Below are 18,515 nucleotides of genomic sequence, written 5' to 3' on the forward strand. Positions count from 1 at the left end.
CTTTACGACTTAGTTTTTTATCTACCTAGTAGCATGCTAGATATATATCCAGATCTAAATGGTTTCTACACATATTTCTTTATTATTCAAATATTAATATATATTTTGTTCACGGTGATTTTTACTTTTCTATATAGTCAAAATGTCACAAGAAAGAAAAAAAAAGGGGGGGAGATTCAAGAAGGTTTAGGTTTAACTTGTTATTTTTTTATAATGCTCTTTTGCATTTTTTTATTTTTGTTTCTTTTCCAGTCTGTTTTTAATAGTTATAATTTTACATTTCTTTTAACGCAGAATGCAAAGTTTTATGCTCAAAGCAAAGTGGGAACTGCTTGGGTTTTCTATCTTTATCAATCTATGATTTTCTTGATGTTGTATGATATTTATAAGTCAGGATCTAATAAATATAAGCTCTGCATTCTTTTTCTAGTGATAGTGTTGCTCGCCTTATCTGGTGGTCGAGCGGCTATAATTTCTTACTTTTTGTTTTTATCTTTTATTTATTTTATTTCTCATGAAAAGCCTTTACGATTTATTCATGCCGCTTTCTTTACTGTAATTTTTTTGACTATAATGGTGGGGAATGCACTAATTAGGCAAGGGCATGACACGTCTTTTCTCGAATATGTTAACAGCGATGCGTTTAAACTGGATTTTAATAGCTCGTTTGTCTTACAGGACTCTATTGATTATATAGACAATAAAAATGACCACTACTTAGTTGCATTGAAAGATTTCTATTATGCTTTTGTACCTAGATCTTTAATGCCTGATAAGCCGGTATCCACAGCCGAGACACGTTTAGTATATAAGGATATGTTATCTGACGGAAGAACAACAAACATAACTTTTGGTATATACGGTAATATGATTCTTAACTTTGGCTACAGTGGTTTGTTTTTAGGGTTTTTATTGCTTTTTTTTGCTAATTATCGGTATGTCAAAGTGTGTCTTAATATTCCTCGAAGAAGAGCGATAGATTTTATTTTCCTTTTCCTATTCATGATGTTTGTTCTTGTTCTTCGTGGTGGCTTTCTCAACATAAGGATTGTTTTGCCATTGATGGTCTTAATATTTGTCGTTGTAACTTATGAGTCTTTAGGGCGGTTGAAAGTACTAAAATGACTGTAAAGAGCTTGTTATTATACGGGGTTTCTGTCGCCCTGAATAGAGCAGGGATGCTTCTTCTTGTTCCTCTTTCTGCTATATATGTAAAGCCAGTATTTCTTGGCGATCTCAACATATATTTAGTAACATCTTCATTGTTAAGTGTTATTTTAACAATGAATATATCTGTAATTATAGCAAGGGAATACTATGAAGATAAGTGTGGCGTAATGCACTTTGTTAATATGCATAACTTTATTATGCTGTTTATGATTTTTGCTTTATTTTTAGTGTCCCCCTTTTTTTATAGCAACACGTTGTATTGGGTTGTAGGTTTTGTTCTCTCTGAATGCTTGTTTATTGTTAACTCTAACTTAATAAGATTTCAAAAAGGCCCATATGAATACTTTAAGTTAACACTTTTAAAGTTTCTTTTTTTGCTCATTTCTTTTTATTTCAGCGTGAAACAATTAGGTCTTAGGGATAACGACTTAGTTTTAACAATTGTCATAATAATCTTTGTTTGTAATTTAGGATGCTCTTTTTTAACTAGAGATGTTGTATGTTTGCTGAAAAAACCAAGGGAGGTTATCAGCCTGAAACGTGAGAGTTTTAATAGCTCATATCTTATTTTTGCTATATCTTTAATTCCTCATTCTATAGCGCAATGGTTCAACTCTTCTTTTGATAGGCTTTTTGTAAAGTGGTTTTTTGGTTCGGAAAAGCTGGGTTTGTATTCCTTTTCTTATTCAGTAGCATCACTGCTTCTATTAGTATCATCAAGCTATGCTCTTGGATTGCCGCAGCTATGTGTGACAAACTTAAAACTTGTCGGTTCAAGTAAGTTCTATCGGATTTTTTTTGTAATAAACTCCGTATTCTTATGGGGGTTTATTTATTTAGCAAAAATAGTTCTGCCTTATTTTTCTAATTATGACAATAAAGATATTTTTTCTTTTGTAGTAATATTATCATGCGGTCTGTACTTTTTGTTCTTTTATTTGTATTTTTCATCCTCGCTTTTCTATGAGAGGAAAGGTAGTCTTATTTCAAAGATTACTTTTTTTGTGTGTCTGTATAGTGTTTTTTCACTTTACCCATTGTCTTCGTATTTTGGTTTGCTAGGTGTTTGTATGGTAACGCTATCAGCATATGTTATATACATGCTTTTAGTATCTTACTATAGTTTTTTTGCAAGCTATAGGCGAGTTCTTTCCCCTATAGTTTTTTCATTTTTTACGGTGGTATTTTTTTTAGGGGGCGTTAATGTTTAATTCAAAGGTTTTATTAATTACGGGGGGGACCGGCTCTTTTGGTAACGCAGTACTTGATCGTTTCCTAGATACGGATATTAGTGAGATCCGCATATTCTCTCGCGACGAGAAAAAGCAAGATGAGATGCGGAAAAAATATAATAGTTCAAAGTTGAAGTTCTATATTGGGGACGTGCGTGATCCTCAGAGTATATTGAACGCTACGCGTGGTGTAGACTATATCTATCATGCCGCAGCATTAAAACAAGTGCCATCTTGTGAATTCCATCCTATGGAAGCAGTAAAAACCAACGTTTTAGGAACGGAAAATGTCCTTGAAGCGGCCATCCAAAACGACGTAAAGCGCGTGGTTTGTTTGAGTACCGATAAAGCCGTTTATCCAATCAATGCTATGGGAATTTCTAAAGCAATGATGGAAAAAGTGATTGTCGCGAAATCTCGCAATGTGGATCCAACGAAAAATATGATAGCAGCTACACGTTACGGAAATGTGATGGCATCGCGCGGCTCAGTTATCCCACTGTTTTTGCGGCAAATGCTCAATGACCAACCGTTGACGGTTACAGATCCCAATATGACGCGCTTTATGATGACACTAGACGATGCGGTCGATCTTGTTTTACACGCCTTTGAACACGGGACTAACGGTGATATTTTCGTCCAAAAAGCACCAGCAGCCACAATTGAAACGTTAGTGGAAGCATTGAAGCGGATAACACACAAGCCAGAGCATATTGTTAACGTGATTGGTACACGGCATGGTGAAAAACTCTACGAAGCATTATGTAGTCGAGAAGAAATGTTCGTGGCAGAAGATCAGGGAGGCTATTATAGAATCCCGTCGGATAACCGAGACTTAAACTACGCTAAGTATCATGATGAAGGCGAACGAGATTTGTCTATCATTGAAGATTACAACTCGCATAATACCGAACGCCTAGATGTGGACGGTATGATTGCGCTGCTAAGAAAGCTCGACTTCATAGGAGACATTGAAGCAGGTAGCTTAGTTGTTCCAGAGGGGGTTTAAATGAAGATTGTTGTTACGGGCGCCACAGGTTTTATTGGTAAAAATCTGTGTGTGATGCTTCGCGAGCATGGTTATCATGACATTGTTGAAGTTGACCGTGAAACACCGGAAACCGTTTTATCTAAGTCACTTAGCGCTGCAGATTTCGTGTATCATTTAGCAGGTGTTAATCGGCCTGACGATGAGGCTGAGTTTCAGTACGGGAACTCAGACTTTACCCAGTATATTGTCGATGAACTTAGTCGCAGTAACAAGCACGTACCGATAGTGTTGAGCTCTTCTATACAAGCGGAACGAGATAACGCATACGGGATAAGTAAAAGACTAGCCGAGCAGTTAGTTGAGCAATATGGTCAGCACACAAACTCTCCCTATTTTATCTATCGCTTCCCTAATGTGTTTGGAAAATGGTGCCGCCCAAACTACAATTCTTTCGTGGCCACATTTTGTCACAACATTCTAAATGGGCTAGATATCACGATTAACGACCCAGAAGCAGCTGTGACCTTAGTTTATATCGATGACGTTTGTGCCCGCCTAATTGGGTTGTTGGACAGTGACTCGGAAAGCGGTTACAAGCGGGTCACGCCTGAGTATCCGACGACGGTAGGGGAAGTGGCGACTCTACTGCGCAGTTTCAAAGAGAGCAGAGATAATTTGGTTACTGAAGATGTTGGTACTGGCTTAACGCGTGCGCTCTACTCTACATATTTAAGCTATATGACACCAGAGCTGTTTAGCTATCCTATCCCTAGCTATGGTGACGAGCGTGGCGTGTTTAGCGAGATGCTTAAAACCAAGCAAACAGGTCAGTTTTCGTTTTTTACCGCCCATCCAGGTATTACGCGTGGTGGTCACTATCACCACAGTAAAAATGAAAAGTTTTTGGTTCTCAAAGGTAAAGCTTTATTTAAGTTTGAACATATTGCAACGGGTGAACGTTATGAGCTTTATACAGATGGTAGCTCACCTCAAATTGTCGAAACTGTGCCTGGTTGGTCACACGACATTACCAATATCGGTGATGATGAAATGATCGTGATTCTTTGGGCTAACGAAATTTTTGACCGTGAGGCCCCCGATACAGTTGCTTATCCGTTATCTTAATTCGAGAGTAGTGAAGTGAAAAAACTCAAAGTAATGTCCGTTGTGGGAACTCGTCCTGAAATTATACGGTTATCCCGCGTTCTTGCGAAGTTAGACGAGCACTGTGAACATACGTTAGTCCATACGGGACAAAACTATGACTTTGAGCTGAATGAAGTATTCTTTAATGATCTTGGTGTGCGCAAGCCGGATTACTTTCTCAATGCTGCCGGTAAGAGTGCGGCAGAAACTATTGGTCAAGTCATTATTAAAGTGGATCAAGTGCTTGAAGAGGTTGACCCAGAGGCGATGTTAGTGTTGGGCGATACGAACTCGTGTATCTCAGTTATCCCTGCTAAACGGCGTAAAGTGCCGATTTTTCATATGGAAGCAGGTAATCGTTGCTTTGATCAGCGTGTACCTGAGGAAACGAACCGCCGAATCGTCGACCATACCGCAGATATTAATCTAACTTATAGCACGATAGCTCGTGACTATTTACTCGCTGAGGGCTTACCTGCTGATCGTGTTATTAAAACAGGTAGTCCAATGTTTGAAGTGTTAAATCACTACATGGCAAGGATTGATGGTTCTGACGTACTATCGCGCTTAGAGCTATCGAAACGACAGTTTTTTGTTGTCAGTATTCATCGTGAGGAGAATGTAGACGCACCTAGGCAGCTAGCAAAGTTAGCAGAAACACTAAATACCCTAGCAAATCACTACAACTTGCCAGTGATTGTTTCGACGCATCCTCGTACTCGTAAGCGTATTGAAGCGCAGAGCTTAGAATTCCACTCAAACATTCAATTACTTAAACCATTAGGCTTTCATGACTATAACCATTTACAAAAGAACGCAAAAGCCGTGCTTTCTGATAGTGGAACGATTAACGAAGAGTCATCGATTATGAACTTTCCGGCACTAAACATGCGAGAAGCGCATGAACGACCAGAAGGAATGGAAGAAGCGTCGGTGATGATGGTTGGTCTAGATGTTGAGAGAGTTATGCAAGCACTACAAGTTCTTGAATCTCAACCTTCAGGTGAAGAGCGATTATTGCGCCAAGTTCATGATTATTCGATGCCAAATGTGTCAGAAAAGGTTGTGCGAATTATCCATTCCTATACCGATTATGTAAACCGTGTCGTTTGGAAAAGATACTAATGCGGTTAGCGTTAATTATTGATGATTACTTGCCCCATAGCACTCGTGTTGGGGCCAAAATGTTTCATGATCTCGCTTGTTACTATGTTAGATTAGGTCACCAGGTAACTGTGATCACGCCCTCCGAGGGACAGGAAAAAAGGCTAGTAAAAACACAGTTAAGTGGTGTGAATATTTGGTCTTTTTCCAGTGGTATGATAAAAGACACGACAAAGATTAAGCGAGCCATAAATGAAACCGTGCTTTCTTTCCGAGCCTGGCGAGCCATATCTAGCGAAATAAAGCCATCAACCTTTGATGGTATTATTTACTATTCTCCCTCTATATTTTGGGGTAAGCTCGTTGATAAATTAAAGTCGCGTTGTCAATGCAAAGCTTATTTAGTTCTGCGTGACTTATTCCCTCAGTGGGCTGTTGATGCAGGCATTATTAGACAAGGCTCTTTGATTGAAAAGTATTTTCGGTTTTTTGAAAAGCAGTCTTATCGCCAAGCAGATAGGATTGGATTAATGTCAGAGAAAAACCAACAGATTTTCAATGCCGCCACCAGTGATCAATATCAGACCGAAGTTCTCAGGAACTGGGCTGAACTAAAACCTCATACATTGATAAACCCAGACAATAGTGTCCGTAAAAAACTTAACTTGGAAGATAAAGTTATTTACTTCTATGGGGGGAATATTGGGCACGCACAGGATATGGCGAATTTGATGCGTCTTGTCCGTTCAATGGCGGCTTATGAAAAAGCTCATTTTCTTTTTGTAGGGCAAGGAGATGAAGTTAATCTAGTTAACCACTTAGCTGAAAAATGGTCACTTAGTAACTTTACTTATCTTCCATCGGTTAACCAGCAAGAGTTTAAGAACCTGCTGTGTGATATTGATGTTGGGCTTTTCTCTCTCTCAGCAAAGCATACGGCTCATAACTTTCCAGGTAAGCTTTTAGGTTATATGGTTCAATCTAAACCTATTTTGGGGAGCGTAAATCAAGGTAATGATCTGCTAGAAACCATCAATGATAACCAAGCTGGCTACTTATCGATTAATGGTGAAGATAAGGAGTTATATCAAAACGCGTTGTCACTTTACCATAATGAGTTATTGAGAAAAGATGTAGGTAAAAGGGCTTATAGATTACTTGAAGATGAGTTTTCCGTACAAGCAGCTGCAGGAGTAATTATCAAGAATTTGGAAGAAAAAGATGAAAGTACCTGAATTCAGATAATAAGTGCAACACTCATGGTTAAACTGGCGAGAGGAAGTCAACTGCTGATAGTGGTACGCTTCTCATCGCCAAAATCAAAACGTGATTACCATGAGCTACCAGCAGTTGACGAGGGTGTTCATAGTTCTGTGTCACCCAACGTTTAAAGATCTACGTAGTCGTCGAGCCGTCCTTCGAAGTGGATGCTCAGTTGGGACAATGTCAGGTTCCAATTCTGCACCGGATGCGTCCACTTCTCTGATGCCTTCAACATACCTGCATACAGCAACTTGAGCAATGCGTTCTCGTTGGCAAAGCCACCCTTGGTCTTCGTCAGTTTGCGGAATTGGCGATGAACAGCCTCAACGGCATTGGTCGTGTAAATTGCTTTGCGGACCTGTTCTGGGTACTTGAAGTACACCGATAGATTTTCCCATTTGCTGCGCCACGATTTTATGACCAGTGGATATTGAGTACCCCATTTACTTTCCAGTTCATCTAACGCTTGCTCTGCGGCGTTTTGGGTCGTCGCTCGGTAAACGCACTTCAGATCGGACATAAAGGCTTTCTGATTTTTGCTGGCCACGTACTTCACGCTGTTGCGGATCTGATGGATGATGCAAAGCTGAACCTCCGTCTTGGGATAGACAGTTTCGATGGCTTCAGGGAAGCCCTTTAATCCATCGACCGAGGCAATAAGGATGTCTTTGACGCCACGGTTTTGTAGGTCTGTCAGCAGGGAAAACGCATGAAGATCCGCGCTATGCCTGGGCTAGCGATTTAATGACTTATACCCGTGATCATTGAAGATGCCTGATTTTACGTAGAAACAGGATCATGATTCCTACCTATGAAAGTGACTTTAACCAAACAGCAGAAGCTTGAACTCGACCGCCAACATGGGACGACTCGTGATGGGCGAGTGCGCGATCGTATCAAAGCAGTGTTACTCGCGTCTGAAGGTTGGAGCGCTGCGATGATTTCTCAAGCATTGCGTATTAACGAAACAACAGTACGGCGTCATCTTGAAGACTACGCAACTGCTGAAAAACTCAAGCCCGAGAATGGTGGCTCAAGCAGTCATTTGTCCGCTCCTCAAGCATTGGCCTTGATTGAGCATTTGACCGAACACACCTACTCCCACACCCACCAGATTGTCGCGTATGTGCAGAGTCAGTTTGGTGTGCGCTACTCCGTTGCTGGCATGAACAAATGGCTGCACCACAACGGTTTTAGCTATAAAAAGCCTAAAGGCGTGCCACATAAATTCGATGAGGAGAAGCAACACGCCTTTGTCGACGCCTATGAAGCGCTCAAATCACGCTGCGGCAAAGATGAAGCCATCCTGTTTATGGATGCTGTTCATCCGACTCAAACGACAAAAGTGACGCAAGGCTGGATACGCACAGGACAAGACAAAGCAATAGAGACGACAGGGAGCCGTAGTCGCCTCAATATTGTTGGCGCACTTAATTTATCTGACCTTGGCCGTCCTATTATCAGTGATTATGACACCGTTAACAGTGAGAACATTGTTCGATTTTTCTGCAAGATAAGGGAAAGCTATCCGCTGAATCACAAGGTTCATCTTATCTTGGACGGTGCGGGCTATCACCGCACTGACTTAGTGAAAGATGCCGCCTATGTGCTCAATATAGAGCTTCATTATCTGCCACCTTATAGCCCAAACCTCAATCCAATAGAACGGTTATGGAAGGTCATGAACGAGCATGCACGGAATAATTGTTACTTCAAAACCAAGCGGGATTTTGCTCAATCGATTGACCAATTTTTTACTGTGACTCTCCCTGAGATCGCAGGGTCTTTGACGTCTCGTATCAACGATAACTTTCAGATGTTTAATCATGCATCTTCAAGTTAATTGGGTATATTCAACGCAAGCGAATGATGTGCGCGATGGACCAAGAGTACCTGGCGACCGTGCTGGTAAGCCTTTCGTGACGCGGATGTTCATGCGTTTTCCGTGCTCACACTGGTTAATTGAATCGATGCATTGGCAACTTGATGTTGGATTAAAAGAAGATGCTTGCCGAATAAGAGTCGACGATCGAACGGAAGTTTTTGCACGAATAAGGCAAATGGTTTTGAATTTATTAAAGCAAGAGAAGAGTTTTAAAGCCGGCATTCAACGCAAGCGAATGATGTGCGCGATGGACCAAGAGTACCTAGCGACCGTGCTGAAAAGCCTTTTGTGACGGGGATGTTCATGCGTTTTCCGTGGACTAGGAAAAGCTCAAAGCGGCTCATAAAGTAGTCTCTAGTCTCTATCCCCTAACCTCACCAACCTTCTCACCAAATTCATTCTTCCCCAGCTTTGCTCGGACAAAAGTGGTGACACGCCAAATGTGGCGGAGCATCATGCAATAAAGCGCAAAACAGAGTAAAAAGCTGACGAACATGATGCTTTCATGCACTTGCAGCAGTTCGCCTACAATACCGATGCTGGCAAGACTGGTGGCGAGCAAACAAATGGCGGTCAGGGTTTGTCGGGGGGATAAACCCACACGCTGAAAAATATGGTGTAAATGCTCGCGATCAGGTTTAAAGGGGGAGTCGCCACGTTTTACGCGCCGGAACATAATTGCCGCCATATCCATCAGTGGCAGGGCAATCAGCCATAGTCCGGTTACGGGGCGTATCGCGGCATTAGTGGGGTGTTGGCTGGCAAGCAGTAAAAACCAAATGACGGTAAAGCCAATCAACATACTACCGGCATCGCCCATAAACACCTTTCGCTCACGCCCCAACACACCTAAATTAAATAGCAGGTACGGTGCCATAATCACGGTAAGCACAAGGCACAGATAGGCCATTGAGTGGTGACCATTCAAGAACAGCAGCAGCCCCAAGCTAACAAAGGTCACCGTCGCCAGCCCGCCTAATAAGCCATCAATCCCATCGACCATATTAAACGCGTTAATGGCGCCAATTACAGCCAGTATGGTAAGCCCGTAACCGAGGGTATCTAGATGCACACGTCCGGTGGCAAAAATATTACCCAAGCGACTTAGTTCGATATCACCCAGGGCCATCATCGCCACTGCTAGCGCCGCTTGAACACCAATCCGCAGCTTAAAGTCGAGGTCGAACTTATCATCCAAGACGCCAATCGCGACCAAAATCAGCATACAAGTTGCGTATAATCCACTGTGGGGTATCACATCTGGGTTGTTCACGAGAAAGTAAACCAGTGACAAACACACCGCCAGCCCACCGACTAAGGGGACAGCGCCAGCGTGGTGTTTACGCTGATCCGGTTTATCGACTAAGCCAACACGTTTGGCGAGTTTTCTGAGCACAAACAATGAGGCCGTGGAAAAAAATAACAGTAAAGCCAAATCGACGAGTGAAGTAATCACGGTATTTTCCTTTTAGTGGGCGGCCGTGTGTTTTTATTATAAGCCGCTATCTAATTTAGTGTCGGTTGTTCGGTCGTTCAAACCATGGGTTTCGGCCATCGGTTAGCTCATAAAGCGAGTATTTGCGGTTGAGCTTTTGTCCGCCATCACGCTGAAGGGGCTGCCACTCTAGGCCGCCGCGTGAGGTGGTGGGTTTAACCGAGAGCAAATCAAATGGAATCGACACATAAAAGCCTTTGGTAAAGCTGCCTTCACCGTATTCATCGGCGGATAAATCGGTTTTGCTGGCATAGGCCCCCACGGTGATCCCGCTATCAAACTGCTTGGCGATATCCACAGTCATGCCGACATCTTCGGTCAAATAACGCCCGGCGCTGATTTTGGCCAATGTACCGTCAAACAGGTTGAGCGGGTTTTGCCAATAGAGGGTGGCGTGACCGGTGGTGGTGCCGGTTTGTACCCGAAATTCTCGGTTGCCATTTTCGGCAGGCTGGTATTCGTTTTTAAAAAGCCCAAATGCTGAGCCGGGCTCACGTTGTTTGACGTAGTTAGCATCTAACCCAAAGGCAAATTGGCTGTCGATGGGGCGATAAAGCACTTCGCCACCCACACCGGCAAACATCGTCTCTAAGTAGCCGCCATAGGTTTGGGTGTACCAGTTATCGCCAAAATGGTCGAGGTAGGTCAGTTGCACATTGGTCACACGCACAGTGTCTTCAAGATACTGGCGGTTTAACGTACGCACGCGCTTAAGATCGGTGCCATCGGGCGGCACAGTGTACTTAAATTTGTCGTAGGTATCGGCAATATTGACATACACGCTGGACGAGGCAATAAAATGATCGCCTAACCGGGCAGCGGCGTTGCCAGCCACGCCCAGTGAATACATATAGAAACTCTCGGACCCCCCAAACGATTGCACAAACACAGGAGCAAGACCAGCATCAACGCTATCGCGCTGGTTGGCTTTTATGCTGCCCGATGTCGGTTGCGGCTGCCGGCGCGTGCGGGCATCGTCAGGGGTTGCGCCTACATAGCTGTTGGTGGCGACGGCAGCATAGGTGCTGGCATTAATCACGGTTTCAGTGATGGGCTGGCGCTTAGACTGGTCAATAACTCGGTATTGTTTGGCATTAATGCCAGTATTGGCGATCAAGGTAGCGGCGCGCGTTTGCGCCATATCTTGGTCTCGGTATTTGTTTTGCTCGCCAGTGACAGTCACTGTCTCGCCATCAAAATGCACGCGGTTATCGTGATACCCCGCCACATTGGCAAGCTGTGCGCTTAATTGTTGCCATTGTGCCTCGCTTAACTCGTCGCGCTTGGCCGTTGGGCGATAACTGGGGGCGTTGTCGTCAAGCCAAAAGGGGCTTACTTGATTAAAATTGGTGTTAAGGCTTATGCCTGCGGTGACCACCGCACCACGCTCATAGGCTAACCGTGCTGCCCCCCAATCTCCCAAGCGATACACGGCGCCCACATTCCACGGGCTATTCACCTCCATGGGGATGCCGGTTTTGGTGCTAATAAAATCGGCTTGGTAATCGTTGGCGTCATATTCAAGCTTTAGGCTCAGCGGCGCATAAGGGGTTTGGTATTCCACCCCGCCAAATAACGCGGTGCAGCCGGTGAACATGCGCTCTATATCGACACTTCCGCCTTTGCCGGAGTAAGTGGTATCCCGGCCACAATCTACCGATTGGTTTTTATCGCCGGCGAGGTTGGCGCGGTTGCCCATATAGCCCCAGCCGATACCGAGCGAGAAATCAAACGGCCCGGCACGTTTGGAGCCGACAATGTATTCACCATCAAACAACCCGGTGCCGCCGATGTCGCGCACGCCAATTGCAAGTTCGGGCAGCCAAAAGCTTTCTTGCCACAGGCGTAATTTGGCATCAATGCTTTTATCGGTGTATTTGGTGTCGCCGCTAAAATCGGGATCATCGCTATAAAGTAAGTCGTGTACCTGGGTATAACGAATGGTGGTTTCTAACCATGGAAACAGCTGCAGTGAGGTATTAAAGTGCACATAGTCTTCGTTATAGGTGCTGCCCAAGGTAAATTCGCCCTCGGGCGCGGTGCGTGCGGTGGGCATTTGCATCAGGCCCACGCCGCCAAAGTCAGTTTGTGAGTGCACCAACTCGGGATAATCGAAGCTGTCTGCTGATACTGCCTGACTGACGGCAAGGGCGACGGCGGAGAGAAAAATGCGTCCGGATGCAGAAGAAAAATCCATCATGGTCGGATTAACCTATTTTGTAAAAACGTTAGCACGTGTTGGTTAGGCGCGATCGCTTGGCCTTTAATGGTTTTGCTTGGCAAGGGGATATAAATCACTGAGCCGGGTAGAATATCGCGATGCTGGTGATTCCAATATGCCACTGGGTGTTGCGTGCGTTCGCCGGTGGGGCTGATCACCCATACTTGCGATACACCGAGTGTGGTCGTTTTCGCTTGCTGTATATAATCGCTCGCCCCTTGGCGCGCATTCCAGGGGTAGCTGCCTGGTTGATTCACCGCGCCGAGCACTGTCACTTTTGTTGGGCGTTTAGGCAGCTGTAGGTGCCAATTGCTGTTTAATGCCGGGTTGGTGTCGGGGGTGATGCGGGTGATGTCGGGATCAATCGATCCGGCCACGCGCTCGCCAACCGCCATTTTGCTGAGTGCCTGATAAAGCGTTTGCCACTGCTGACGTCGTTCACCCGTGTGAACGGCGATTTGATCGCGTATGGGTTGAAGATCGCTTATTGCTTGTGCTTGCTGGCTTTCCATACGGTAAAGACCGGCAGCGGGCCAATATACATCGTCGAGTGAGCGTTGTTGGGTTTGTGTCACGGTGAGCACTGCTTCAGCCAGACGCGGTGGCTGTGTGAATGAGAGCGCAACGTTTTGATTGGCGGTGACCACGTTATTAGCGTAGGTGGGCAGCGTTAAAAACAACACCGCTGCGCATAGGCTCAGTTTGATGGCTTGATACTTACTCATCAGCGCCCCCTTGATACGGTTTTAAATGCGTCAGCGTTACTGCTGGTAAGCCAGGTGCGAGGTGCTGATAGGATTTAACCATGCGGCCAGTGTCTTCGCTAACCCAATAATGATTGGTGAAATCGACATTGAGCGTCGGTAGAGTGACACGCTCATGGTATTGCACTGTATCAGCCTTTGTGCCGTTTACCGAGATGGTTTGCGGTTTGCCGCGTGTAAAGGTGGAGTCGGCGCGGTAGCCGCTGTGGTTGCCCGGTTGCCAATCTAGGGTGCGTGACCACTGATGCGGCATATGAATAGTGCTAAGGCCAATACTGAGTGGATCAGGGCTATTCACTTGGGTGGTAGTGAGGTTTCCTTCAGCAAAGTTAACCGTTTTTACAATGCGGTTGTTGCGGGTGACGATCATTTCATGATCCCCCGATAACCACTTTAAGTTTGGGCTAGGATGTTGGCTGGGTTCGGCAAACGCCAGCACCATGAACCCTCGGGGACCATTGTCGAGCTGCGCATAGAGGCTGGCATAGGGCAGGGCGTTGATTTCATCCCAGCTTTTTTTGGCATCGGGAAAGCCTTGATAGGCGAATTTAAATGAATCACTCAGATCTTGCATGCGCTGTGTGCAGCCTGTGGTGGCGAGTGCGATAAAAACAGCTAAAGCTGGAAAGAAGGGCTTATTCATAAGTTATTGGTTGACGGGCTGTATATGGATAAAAAAGTAGTTACAAAGCCGCCTTTGTAACTACTTGAATGGCTCTCGCCTTTAGTTATTAGCGTTAGCGCTAGCAGAGGTTGATGTGTTGTTGTCATCATTGTTAGCAGCAGCAACTGCTACGCCAACTGCCGCGGCAGCCGCGACGCCTGCAGCGACGGTACCAGCAGCGATACCACCCGTTGCAGCCGCACCTGCAGCACCGGCACCCGCTGCGCCAGCACCTGCTCCAGCACCAGCAGCGCCCGCGCTAGCACTTGTACCGGCACCCGCGCCAGCACCAGCGCCACCACCACTTGCGCCAGCTCCCGGCGCGGCTTCTGTTGCGGCCATTGTGCTTGCTGCGAACAGCATAGCAATCAGACCCGTTGCAATTTTTTTCATTCGTCTCTCCATGATTTTTGCATTAATACAAAAACGTCTGCAAACGCAGACACCTGTAAACTCTAATAGCTACGCGGTGAGAAGTAAAATAAATACCGCGCACATCACAGATTTTTCATTTTAAATGTGCGGAAGAGCAGGGAAAGGGCCTAGGACCTAGAACCTAGGACCTAGGACCTAGGACCTAGGACCTAGAGAAAGAGCAGATCGTGCTTGCATTGGGGCTCTTGCTTTTTCTGTACTCTGTATTAAGTAATCTGTATTCGTGAATGGGAATACGGGGAAGCAGTACCTAGGATCCTAGACCCTAGGAACTTTATTTGCAGAGCCAGGCACGATAGGCTTTTTCCGTATTCCGTATTCCGTATTCCGTATTCCGTATTCCGTATTCCGTATTCCGTATTCCGTATTCCGTATTCCGTTATCTTTCCCTAGGACCTAGGACCTAGGACCTAGGACCCTAGGATCTTTCTAGTCTCTAGCCTCTCTCCCCTCAACGCCATACTCACAAAAATCACCACCCCGAGGGAGAAGAACAGAATACCCGAGTGCGCGTTTATATAGTGCTGCGTCAACATATATCCAGCGATGAGGATCAAATGGCAGCGCAATAGAACCGTTGCGAGTTGCTGTTCAGCATTGGCGTTAATCTTTGGTTTTCTTGTTGCTAGCCAAGGCGCGGCGAGTAAAACAATGAGCGTGCTAAAGCCGACTAGGCCTTTCACCTGTAATTCTTCAAAGAACTGGTTATGGGCACGCCGCATGTGGGTGACAACCGGATCGGCGTGGCCTTGCTCGACTAATTTTTGTTTTTCTTCCAGCCTTTTATTATAGCCTGTTCCCGTAATAGGGTTTTCTGTCGCCAGAAGAAGTGCGGTTTTCCATAGCTCAAGCCTTATTCCTGTAGAGCTGGTGACCGTCGGTGTTTGCTTGTTTTCTTGCTCAGTAATAAGTTCAGTGTGTTTAGCCTCTTGATAGTCGTTAAATTCAGAGATAGCTGCTTCTCCTCTATTTAATGCAGGAAGAACGGCAGTAACAATAATCAGTGCAACGCTGGTGGCGATGGCGAGATAGTCTCGAAATTGAAAGTGTTTTCGGTAGTAAAAAACAGCCCACAATGCCACGAATGGCGTGATCACCCATGAGCCTCGACCACCACAGAGTAAAGGTGCAGTAAAGCCGAGAGTGATGCCTAAAAACGCGATTTTTTTCAAGGTGGGCAATGTGTGTTGACAGCTATAGATATAGGCCAAAATGCTAAACACACTCAGGCTTGCGGCCATGCCGGCGACTTGAACCGACATATATCCACCCGTCGAAAGCGCACGAATATCAAGAATATAGTGTTGATAGAGTGCGATAAGCCCCACGGCGGATGCCCCGATACTACAGCCATATAACACGACCGTGAGCGAGGGCGGGTATTGTAAGAGCAAGGCAAAAATTATGATGGCTAACAGTACGCGACTGGGCATATCGATTTGGCTGTAGTGCTCACTGGGTATGGCGAAGAATAGGGTCACTATGAAATAAAGCAGTAATGCACCACTGATGAGCATCGCGGGGGGCGTTTTTAGCTGTCGCCATGTCATGGGAAATAATCCTAAACCAGCCACCGCTAATAAAATCGCGGCATACTTGTATGATTCGGGGGTGATGAGCAGGGTGGCGAAGTAGGCCAAACATAACAAGCTGGTGAGCTGTTGGCGAGAAGTAAGTAGCAACGTCCTTTCCTCTGTTTTCTTTCTGAATTTTGTGAGTAACATGGTGCTGAAATACGATTGCATTATACACGCGTGGTTGTTGGTTGCACTTTTTGTCGTGGAATACGCAAAGAGGTAAATCGAACGCCATATGCTTGTCCCTTGGTTCTTTGCGCGAGACTAGCGGTGGAGAGCGATGTTGGAATTAGTTATAGTAAGCACCCACGAGATGACCAAAGAGACAGTTCCGATATGCCAAAAAAAGCCATTGCTCTTATTCCTGCCCGTGGGGGATCAAAGGGATTGGCAAGAAAAAATGTCCTGCCCGTTAATGGAAAACCACTGATTGCATGGACAATAGAAGCTGCATTGCATAGCGAACACCTCGATGAGGTCTATGTTTCAACCGAAGATGAAGAGATTGCCCGAGTAAGCGAAGCATTCGGCGCACAAGTGATACCGCGGCCCGCTGAGCTTGCATCGGATCAAGCGAGCAGTATCGATGTGATTACCCATGCGTTATCATGGCTCGAGCAGCATGCGGTAGATTGTGACGTCATGGCGTTATTGCAGCCAACGTCACCGTTGAGAAAAGCACAATGCATTGATAATGCGCTTGCGCTTTACCGTGACAAAGACGCCGACTTTGTGATCAGCGTGTTTGAGCCACAACATACGCCTGTGAAAGCCTATATTGCTCAGCATGATGGATCGATTTCTGGGCTATTCAGCGATGATGCGCCATACCAAAGGCGCCAAGACCTACCGCGCGCGTTTCAGCCAAACGGTGCTATCTATATTTTTTCGGCGGCAGAATTTAAACGCCACAACTATTTTCCGAGGTCTAAGGTTTTCCCTTATGTGATGTCAGAGTACTTGTCTGCTGATATCGATACCAAACAAGACTTAGACGTTGTCGAGCAAAGAATGAAGGAATTGAAGAATGACTCAACCTGTATTTGAGATTTCAGGCAGAAAAATTGGCCTTGATTATGACCCGCTTGTCATTGCAGAAATTGGCATAAACCACGAAGGCTCTTTGGATGTTGCATATCAAATGGTGGATGCGGCAATCGAAGGTGGTGCCGAAGTGATAAAACACCAAACGCATGTTGTCGAAGATGAAATGAGCGGGGAAGCTAAAAGTGTCGTTCCAGGCAATGCCGATGTGTCTATTTACGAGATAATGGAGCGGTGTGCCCTTAATGAGGAAGATGAAACAAAGCTAAAGGACTATGTTGAGTCCAAGGGCGCAATTTTTATTAGCACACCTTTCTCTCGCGCCGCGGCCCTGCGCTTGGAAAGAATGAATGTTCCTGCTTACAAAATAGGCTCAGGGGAATGTAATAACTATCCGTTGCTTGATCTAATTGCGGGCTTTGGCAAGCCAATCATCTTGAGCACTGGGATGAATGATATTGAATCAGTGGCCAAAGCAGTGGCGATTTTTAGAAAGCATCAAACGCCATTTTGCTTGCTGCATACTACCAACCTTTACCCCACCCCTGACCATTTAATACGTATTGGTGCGATGGAGCAGTTACAAGCTGCCTTTCCTGATGCCGTTGTCGGTTTGTCTGATCACAGTATTGATAATCTCGCCTGCTTAGGGGCGGTTGCTGCTGGCGCGTCAGTACTTGAGCGCCACTTTACAGATAGCAAAGATAGGCAAGGGCCTGATATTGTTTGCTCGATGGACAGTGAGGAGTGCAGAGCACTCATCCACCAGTCTCGTCGTATGGCGCAGATGCGAGGGGGTGAAAAAAAAGCAGCGGCTGAAGAACAAGTGACCATCGACTTTGCTTACGCCAGTGTGGTGACGACTGCCGAGATTAAAGAGGGCGAAGCGCTAACACGCGATAATATTTGGGTAAAGCGCCCTGGTACGGGCGATTTTCTTGCTGAAGATTACGAGCGCTTGCTAGGCCAAAAAGCCGTATCTGCGATCCCTGCAAATGTTCAAATAAAGAAAGCACATATTAGCTAAGATGAAAAAAATCCTATTTTTGACAGGTACTCGGGCTGACTTTGGTAAACTGAAAAGTTTGATCGGTAAAGTAGAAAGTCATCCGCACTTTGAGGCGTATGTGTTTATCACGGGCATGCATATGATGGCCAAATATGGCATGACAGCACGTGAAGTCGAGAAGGCGGGATTCAAAAACCTCTACACATATATTAATCAAAACAGTTACGATTCGATGGATATTACCTTGGCCAAAACAATACAAGGATTGTCCGACTACGTAGCCGAAACTTCACCTGACATGATTGTGGTGCACGGTGACCGTGTTGAGGCGATGGCTGGCGCGATTGTGGGAGCACTTAATAATATTCTTGTCGCACATGTTGAGGGTGGCGAGGTGTCTGGAACCATTGATGAATTGATCCGTCACTCTGTTTCAAAAATGTCGCATATCCACTTTGTCTCCAACCAAATGGCGAAAAGTCGCCTTATTCAGTTGGGTGAGACGGAATCGAGTA

At 45.3% G+C, this 18,515-nt stretch carries 16 protein-coding genes and 2 pseudogenes; 11 read left to right on the forward strand and 7 right to left on the reverse strand.

Annotated elements, in window-relative coordinates:
* The 6 genes from EHW56_RS14980 to EHW56_RS15005 form a co-directional block, all read left to right on the forward strand.
* On the forward strand, nt 1-1,125 hold a 1,125-nt coding region (locus EHW56_RS14980), incomplete at its 5' end, for an oligosaccharide repeat unit polymerase (RefSeq protein ID WP_152800436.1).
* Complete coding sequence (locus EHW56_RS14985) at nt 1,122-2,381, forward strand: lipopolysaccharide biosynthesis protein (RefSeq protein WP_152799242.1); 1,260 nt, start codon at nt 1,122-1,124, stop codon at nt 2,379-2,381. The genes EHW56_RS14980 and EHW56_RS14985, both read left to right, overlap by 4 nt.
* Complete coding sequence (locus EHW56_RS14990) at nt 2,374-3,411, forward strand: polysaccharide biosynthesis protein (protein WP_152799240.1); 1,038 nt, start codon at nt 2,374-2,376, stop codon at nt 3,409-3,411. Before EHW56_RS14985 ends, EHW56_RS14990 begins: the two co-directional genes overlap by 8 nt.
* Nucleotides 3,412-4,518, forward strand: a complete 1,107-nt coding sequence (locus tag EHW56_RS14995) for a capsular polysaccharide biosynthesis protein CapF (protein ID WP_152799238.1) — start codon at nt 3,412-3,414, stop codon at nt 4,516-4,518.
* Nucleotides 4,519-4,533: 15 nt separating this feature from the next.
* On the forward strand, nt 4,534-5,664 hold the full coding sequence (gene wecB / locus EHW56_RS15000) for a non-hydrolyzing UDP-N-acetylglucosamine 2-epimerase (RefSeq protein WP_172969969.1): 1,131 nt from the start codon (nt 4,534-4,536) through the stop codon (nt 5,662-5,664).
* Nucleotides 5,664-6,878, forward strand: a complete 1,215-nt coding sequence (locus EHW56_RS15005) for a glycosyltransferase family 4 protein (protein ID WP_152799236.1) — start codon at nt 5,664-5,666, stop codon at nt 6,876-6,878. The genes wecB and EHW56_RS15005 overlap by 1 nt, the downstream gene beginning before the upstream one ends.
* A gap of 152 nt (nt 6,879-7,030) precedes the next feature.
* Here EHW56_RS15005 and EHW56_RS15010 read toward each other — a convergent pair.
* Nucleotides 7,031-7,618 (reverse strand): annotated as a pseudogene (locus tag EHW56_RS15010) (transposase); the annotation flags it as partial.
* 99 nt (nt 7,619-7,717) lie between these two features.
* Between EHW56_RS15010 and EHW56_RS15015 the strand changes: the two are divergent.
* Together EHW56_RS15015 and EHW56_RS15580 are read left to right on the forward strand one after the other, a co-directional pair.
* Nucleotides 7,718-8,749 carry an IS630 family transposase gene (locus EHW56_RS15015; RefSeq protein WP_152799234.1) on the forward strand — a complete coding sequence of 344 codons (1,032 nt, stop codon included), beginning with the start codon at nt 7,718-7,720 and terminating at the stop codon, nt 8,747-8,749.
* Between the two features lie 106 nt (nt 8,750-8,855).
* Nucleotides 8,856-9,083: pseudogene (locus tag EHW56_RS15580) on the forward strand (transposase); the annotation flags it as partial.
* Nucleotides 9,084-9,152: 69 nt separating this feature from the next.
* On the opposite strand, the gene wecA reads toward EHW56_RS15580, so the two are convergent.
* The 6 genes from wecA to EHW56_RS15050 form a co-directional block, all read right to left on the reverse strand.
* Nucleotides 9,153-10,247, reverse strand: a complete 1,095-nt coding sequence (gene wecA, locus EHW56_RS15025) for a UDP-N-acetylglucosamine--undecaprenyl-phosphate N-acetylglucosaminephosphotransferase (RefSeq protein ID WP_172969968.1) — start codon at nt 10,245-10,247, stop codon at nt 9,153-9,155.
* Between the two features lie 55 nt (nt 10,248-10,302).
* Entirely contained in the window at nt 10,303-12,486 is a 2,184-nt protein-coding gene (locus EHW56_RS15030) for a YjbH domain-containing protein (protein WP_152799231.1), read from the reverse strand.
* Nucleotides 12,483-13,232 (reverse strand): capsule biosynthesis GfcC family protein, encoded by a 750-nt coding sequence (locus tag EHW56_RS15035; protein WP_152799229.1) that lies wholly within the window; start codon nt 13,230-13,232, stop codon nt 12,483-12,485. The genes EHW56_RS15030 and EHW56_RS15035 overlap by 4 nt, the downstream gene beginning before the upstream one ends.
* Nucleotides 13,225-13,914 carry a YjbF family lipoprotein gene (locus tag EHW56_RS15040; RefSeq protein ID WP_152799227.1) on the reverse strand — a complete coding sequence of 230 codons (690 nt, stop codon included), beginning with the start codon at nt 13,912-13,914 and terminating at the stop codon, nt 13,225-13,227. Before EHW56_RS15040 ends, EHW56_RS15035 begins: the two co-directional genes overlap by 8 nt.
* A gap of 81 nt (nt 13,915-13,995) precedes the next feature.
* A complete protein-coding gene (locus EHW56_RS15360) occupies nt 13,996-14,328 on the reverse strand; it encodes a hypothetical protein (RefSeq protein ID WP_172969967.1) in 333 nt (110 codons plus the stop codon).
* A 452-nt stretch (nt 14,329-14,780) separates the two neighbouring features.
* Nucleotides 14,781-16,052, reverse strand: a complete 1,272-nt coding sequence (locus EHW56_RS15050) for an O-antigen ligase (RefSeq protein WP_172969966.1) — start codon at nt 16,050-16,052, stop codon at nt 14,781-14,783.
* A gap of 231 nt (nt 16,053-16,283) precedes the next feature.
* Between EHW56_RS15050 and EHW56_RS15055 the strand changes: the two genes are divergently transcribed.
* The 3 genes from EHW56_RS15055 to EHW56_RS15065 all read left to right on the forward strand — a co-directional run.
* Nucleotides 16,284-16,994, forward strand: coding sequence for a cytidylyltransferase domain-containing protein (locus tag EHW56_RS15055; protein ID WP_152799223.1), 711 nt, complete (start codon nt 16,284-16,286; stop codon nt 16,992-16,994).
* Nucleotides 16,975-18,018: an N-acetylneuraminate synthase family protein gene (locus tag EHW56_RS15060; RefSeq protein ID WP_152799220.1), complete on the forward strand. Its 1,044-nt coding sequence runs from the start codon at nt 16,975-16,977 to the stop codon at nt 18,016-18,018. Before EHW56_RS15055 ends, EHW56_RS15060 begins: the two co-directional genes overlap by 20 nt.
* A gap of 1 nt (nt 18,019) precedes the next feature.
* Nucleotides 18,020-18,515 (forward strand): UDP-N-acetylglucosamine 2-epimerase (locus tag EHW56_RS15065; RefSeq protein WP_172970397.1); only part of this gene is annotated, 496 nt, incomplete at its 3' end.

It is taken from the genome of Salinivibrio sp. VGrn1 (assembly GCF_009377995.1).
GTDB lineage: Bacteria > Pseudomonadota > Gammaproteobacteria > Enterobacterales > Vibrionaceae > Salinivibrio > Salinivibrio siamensis.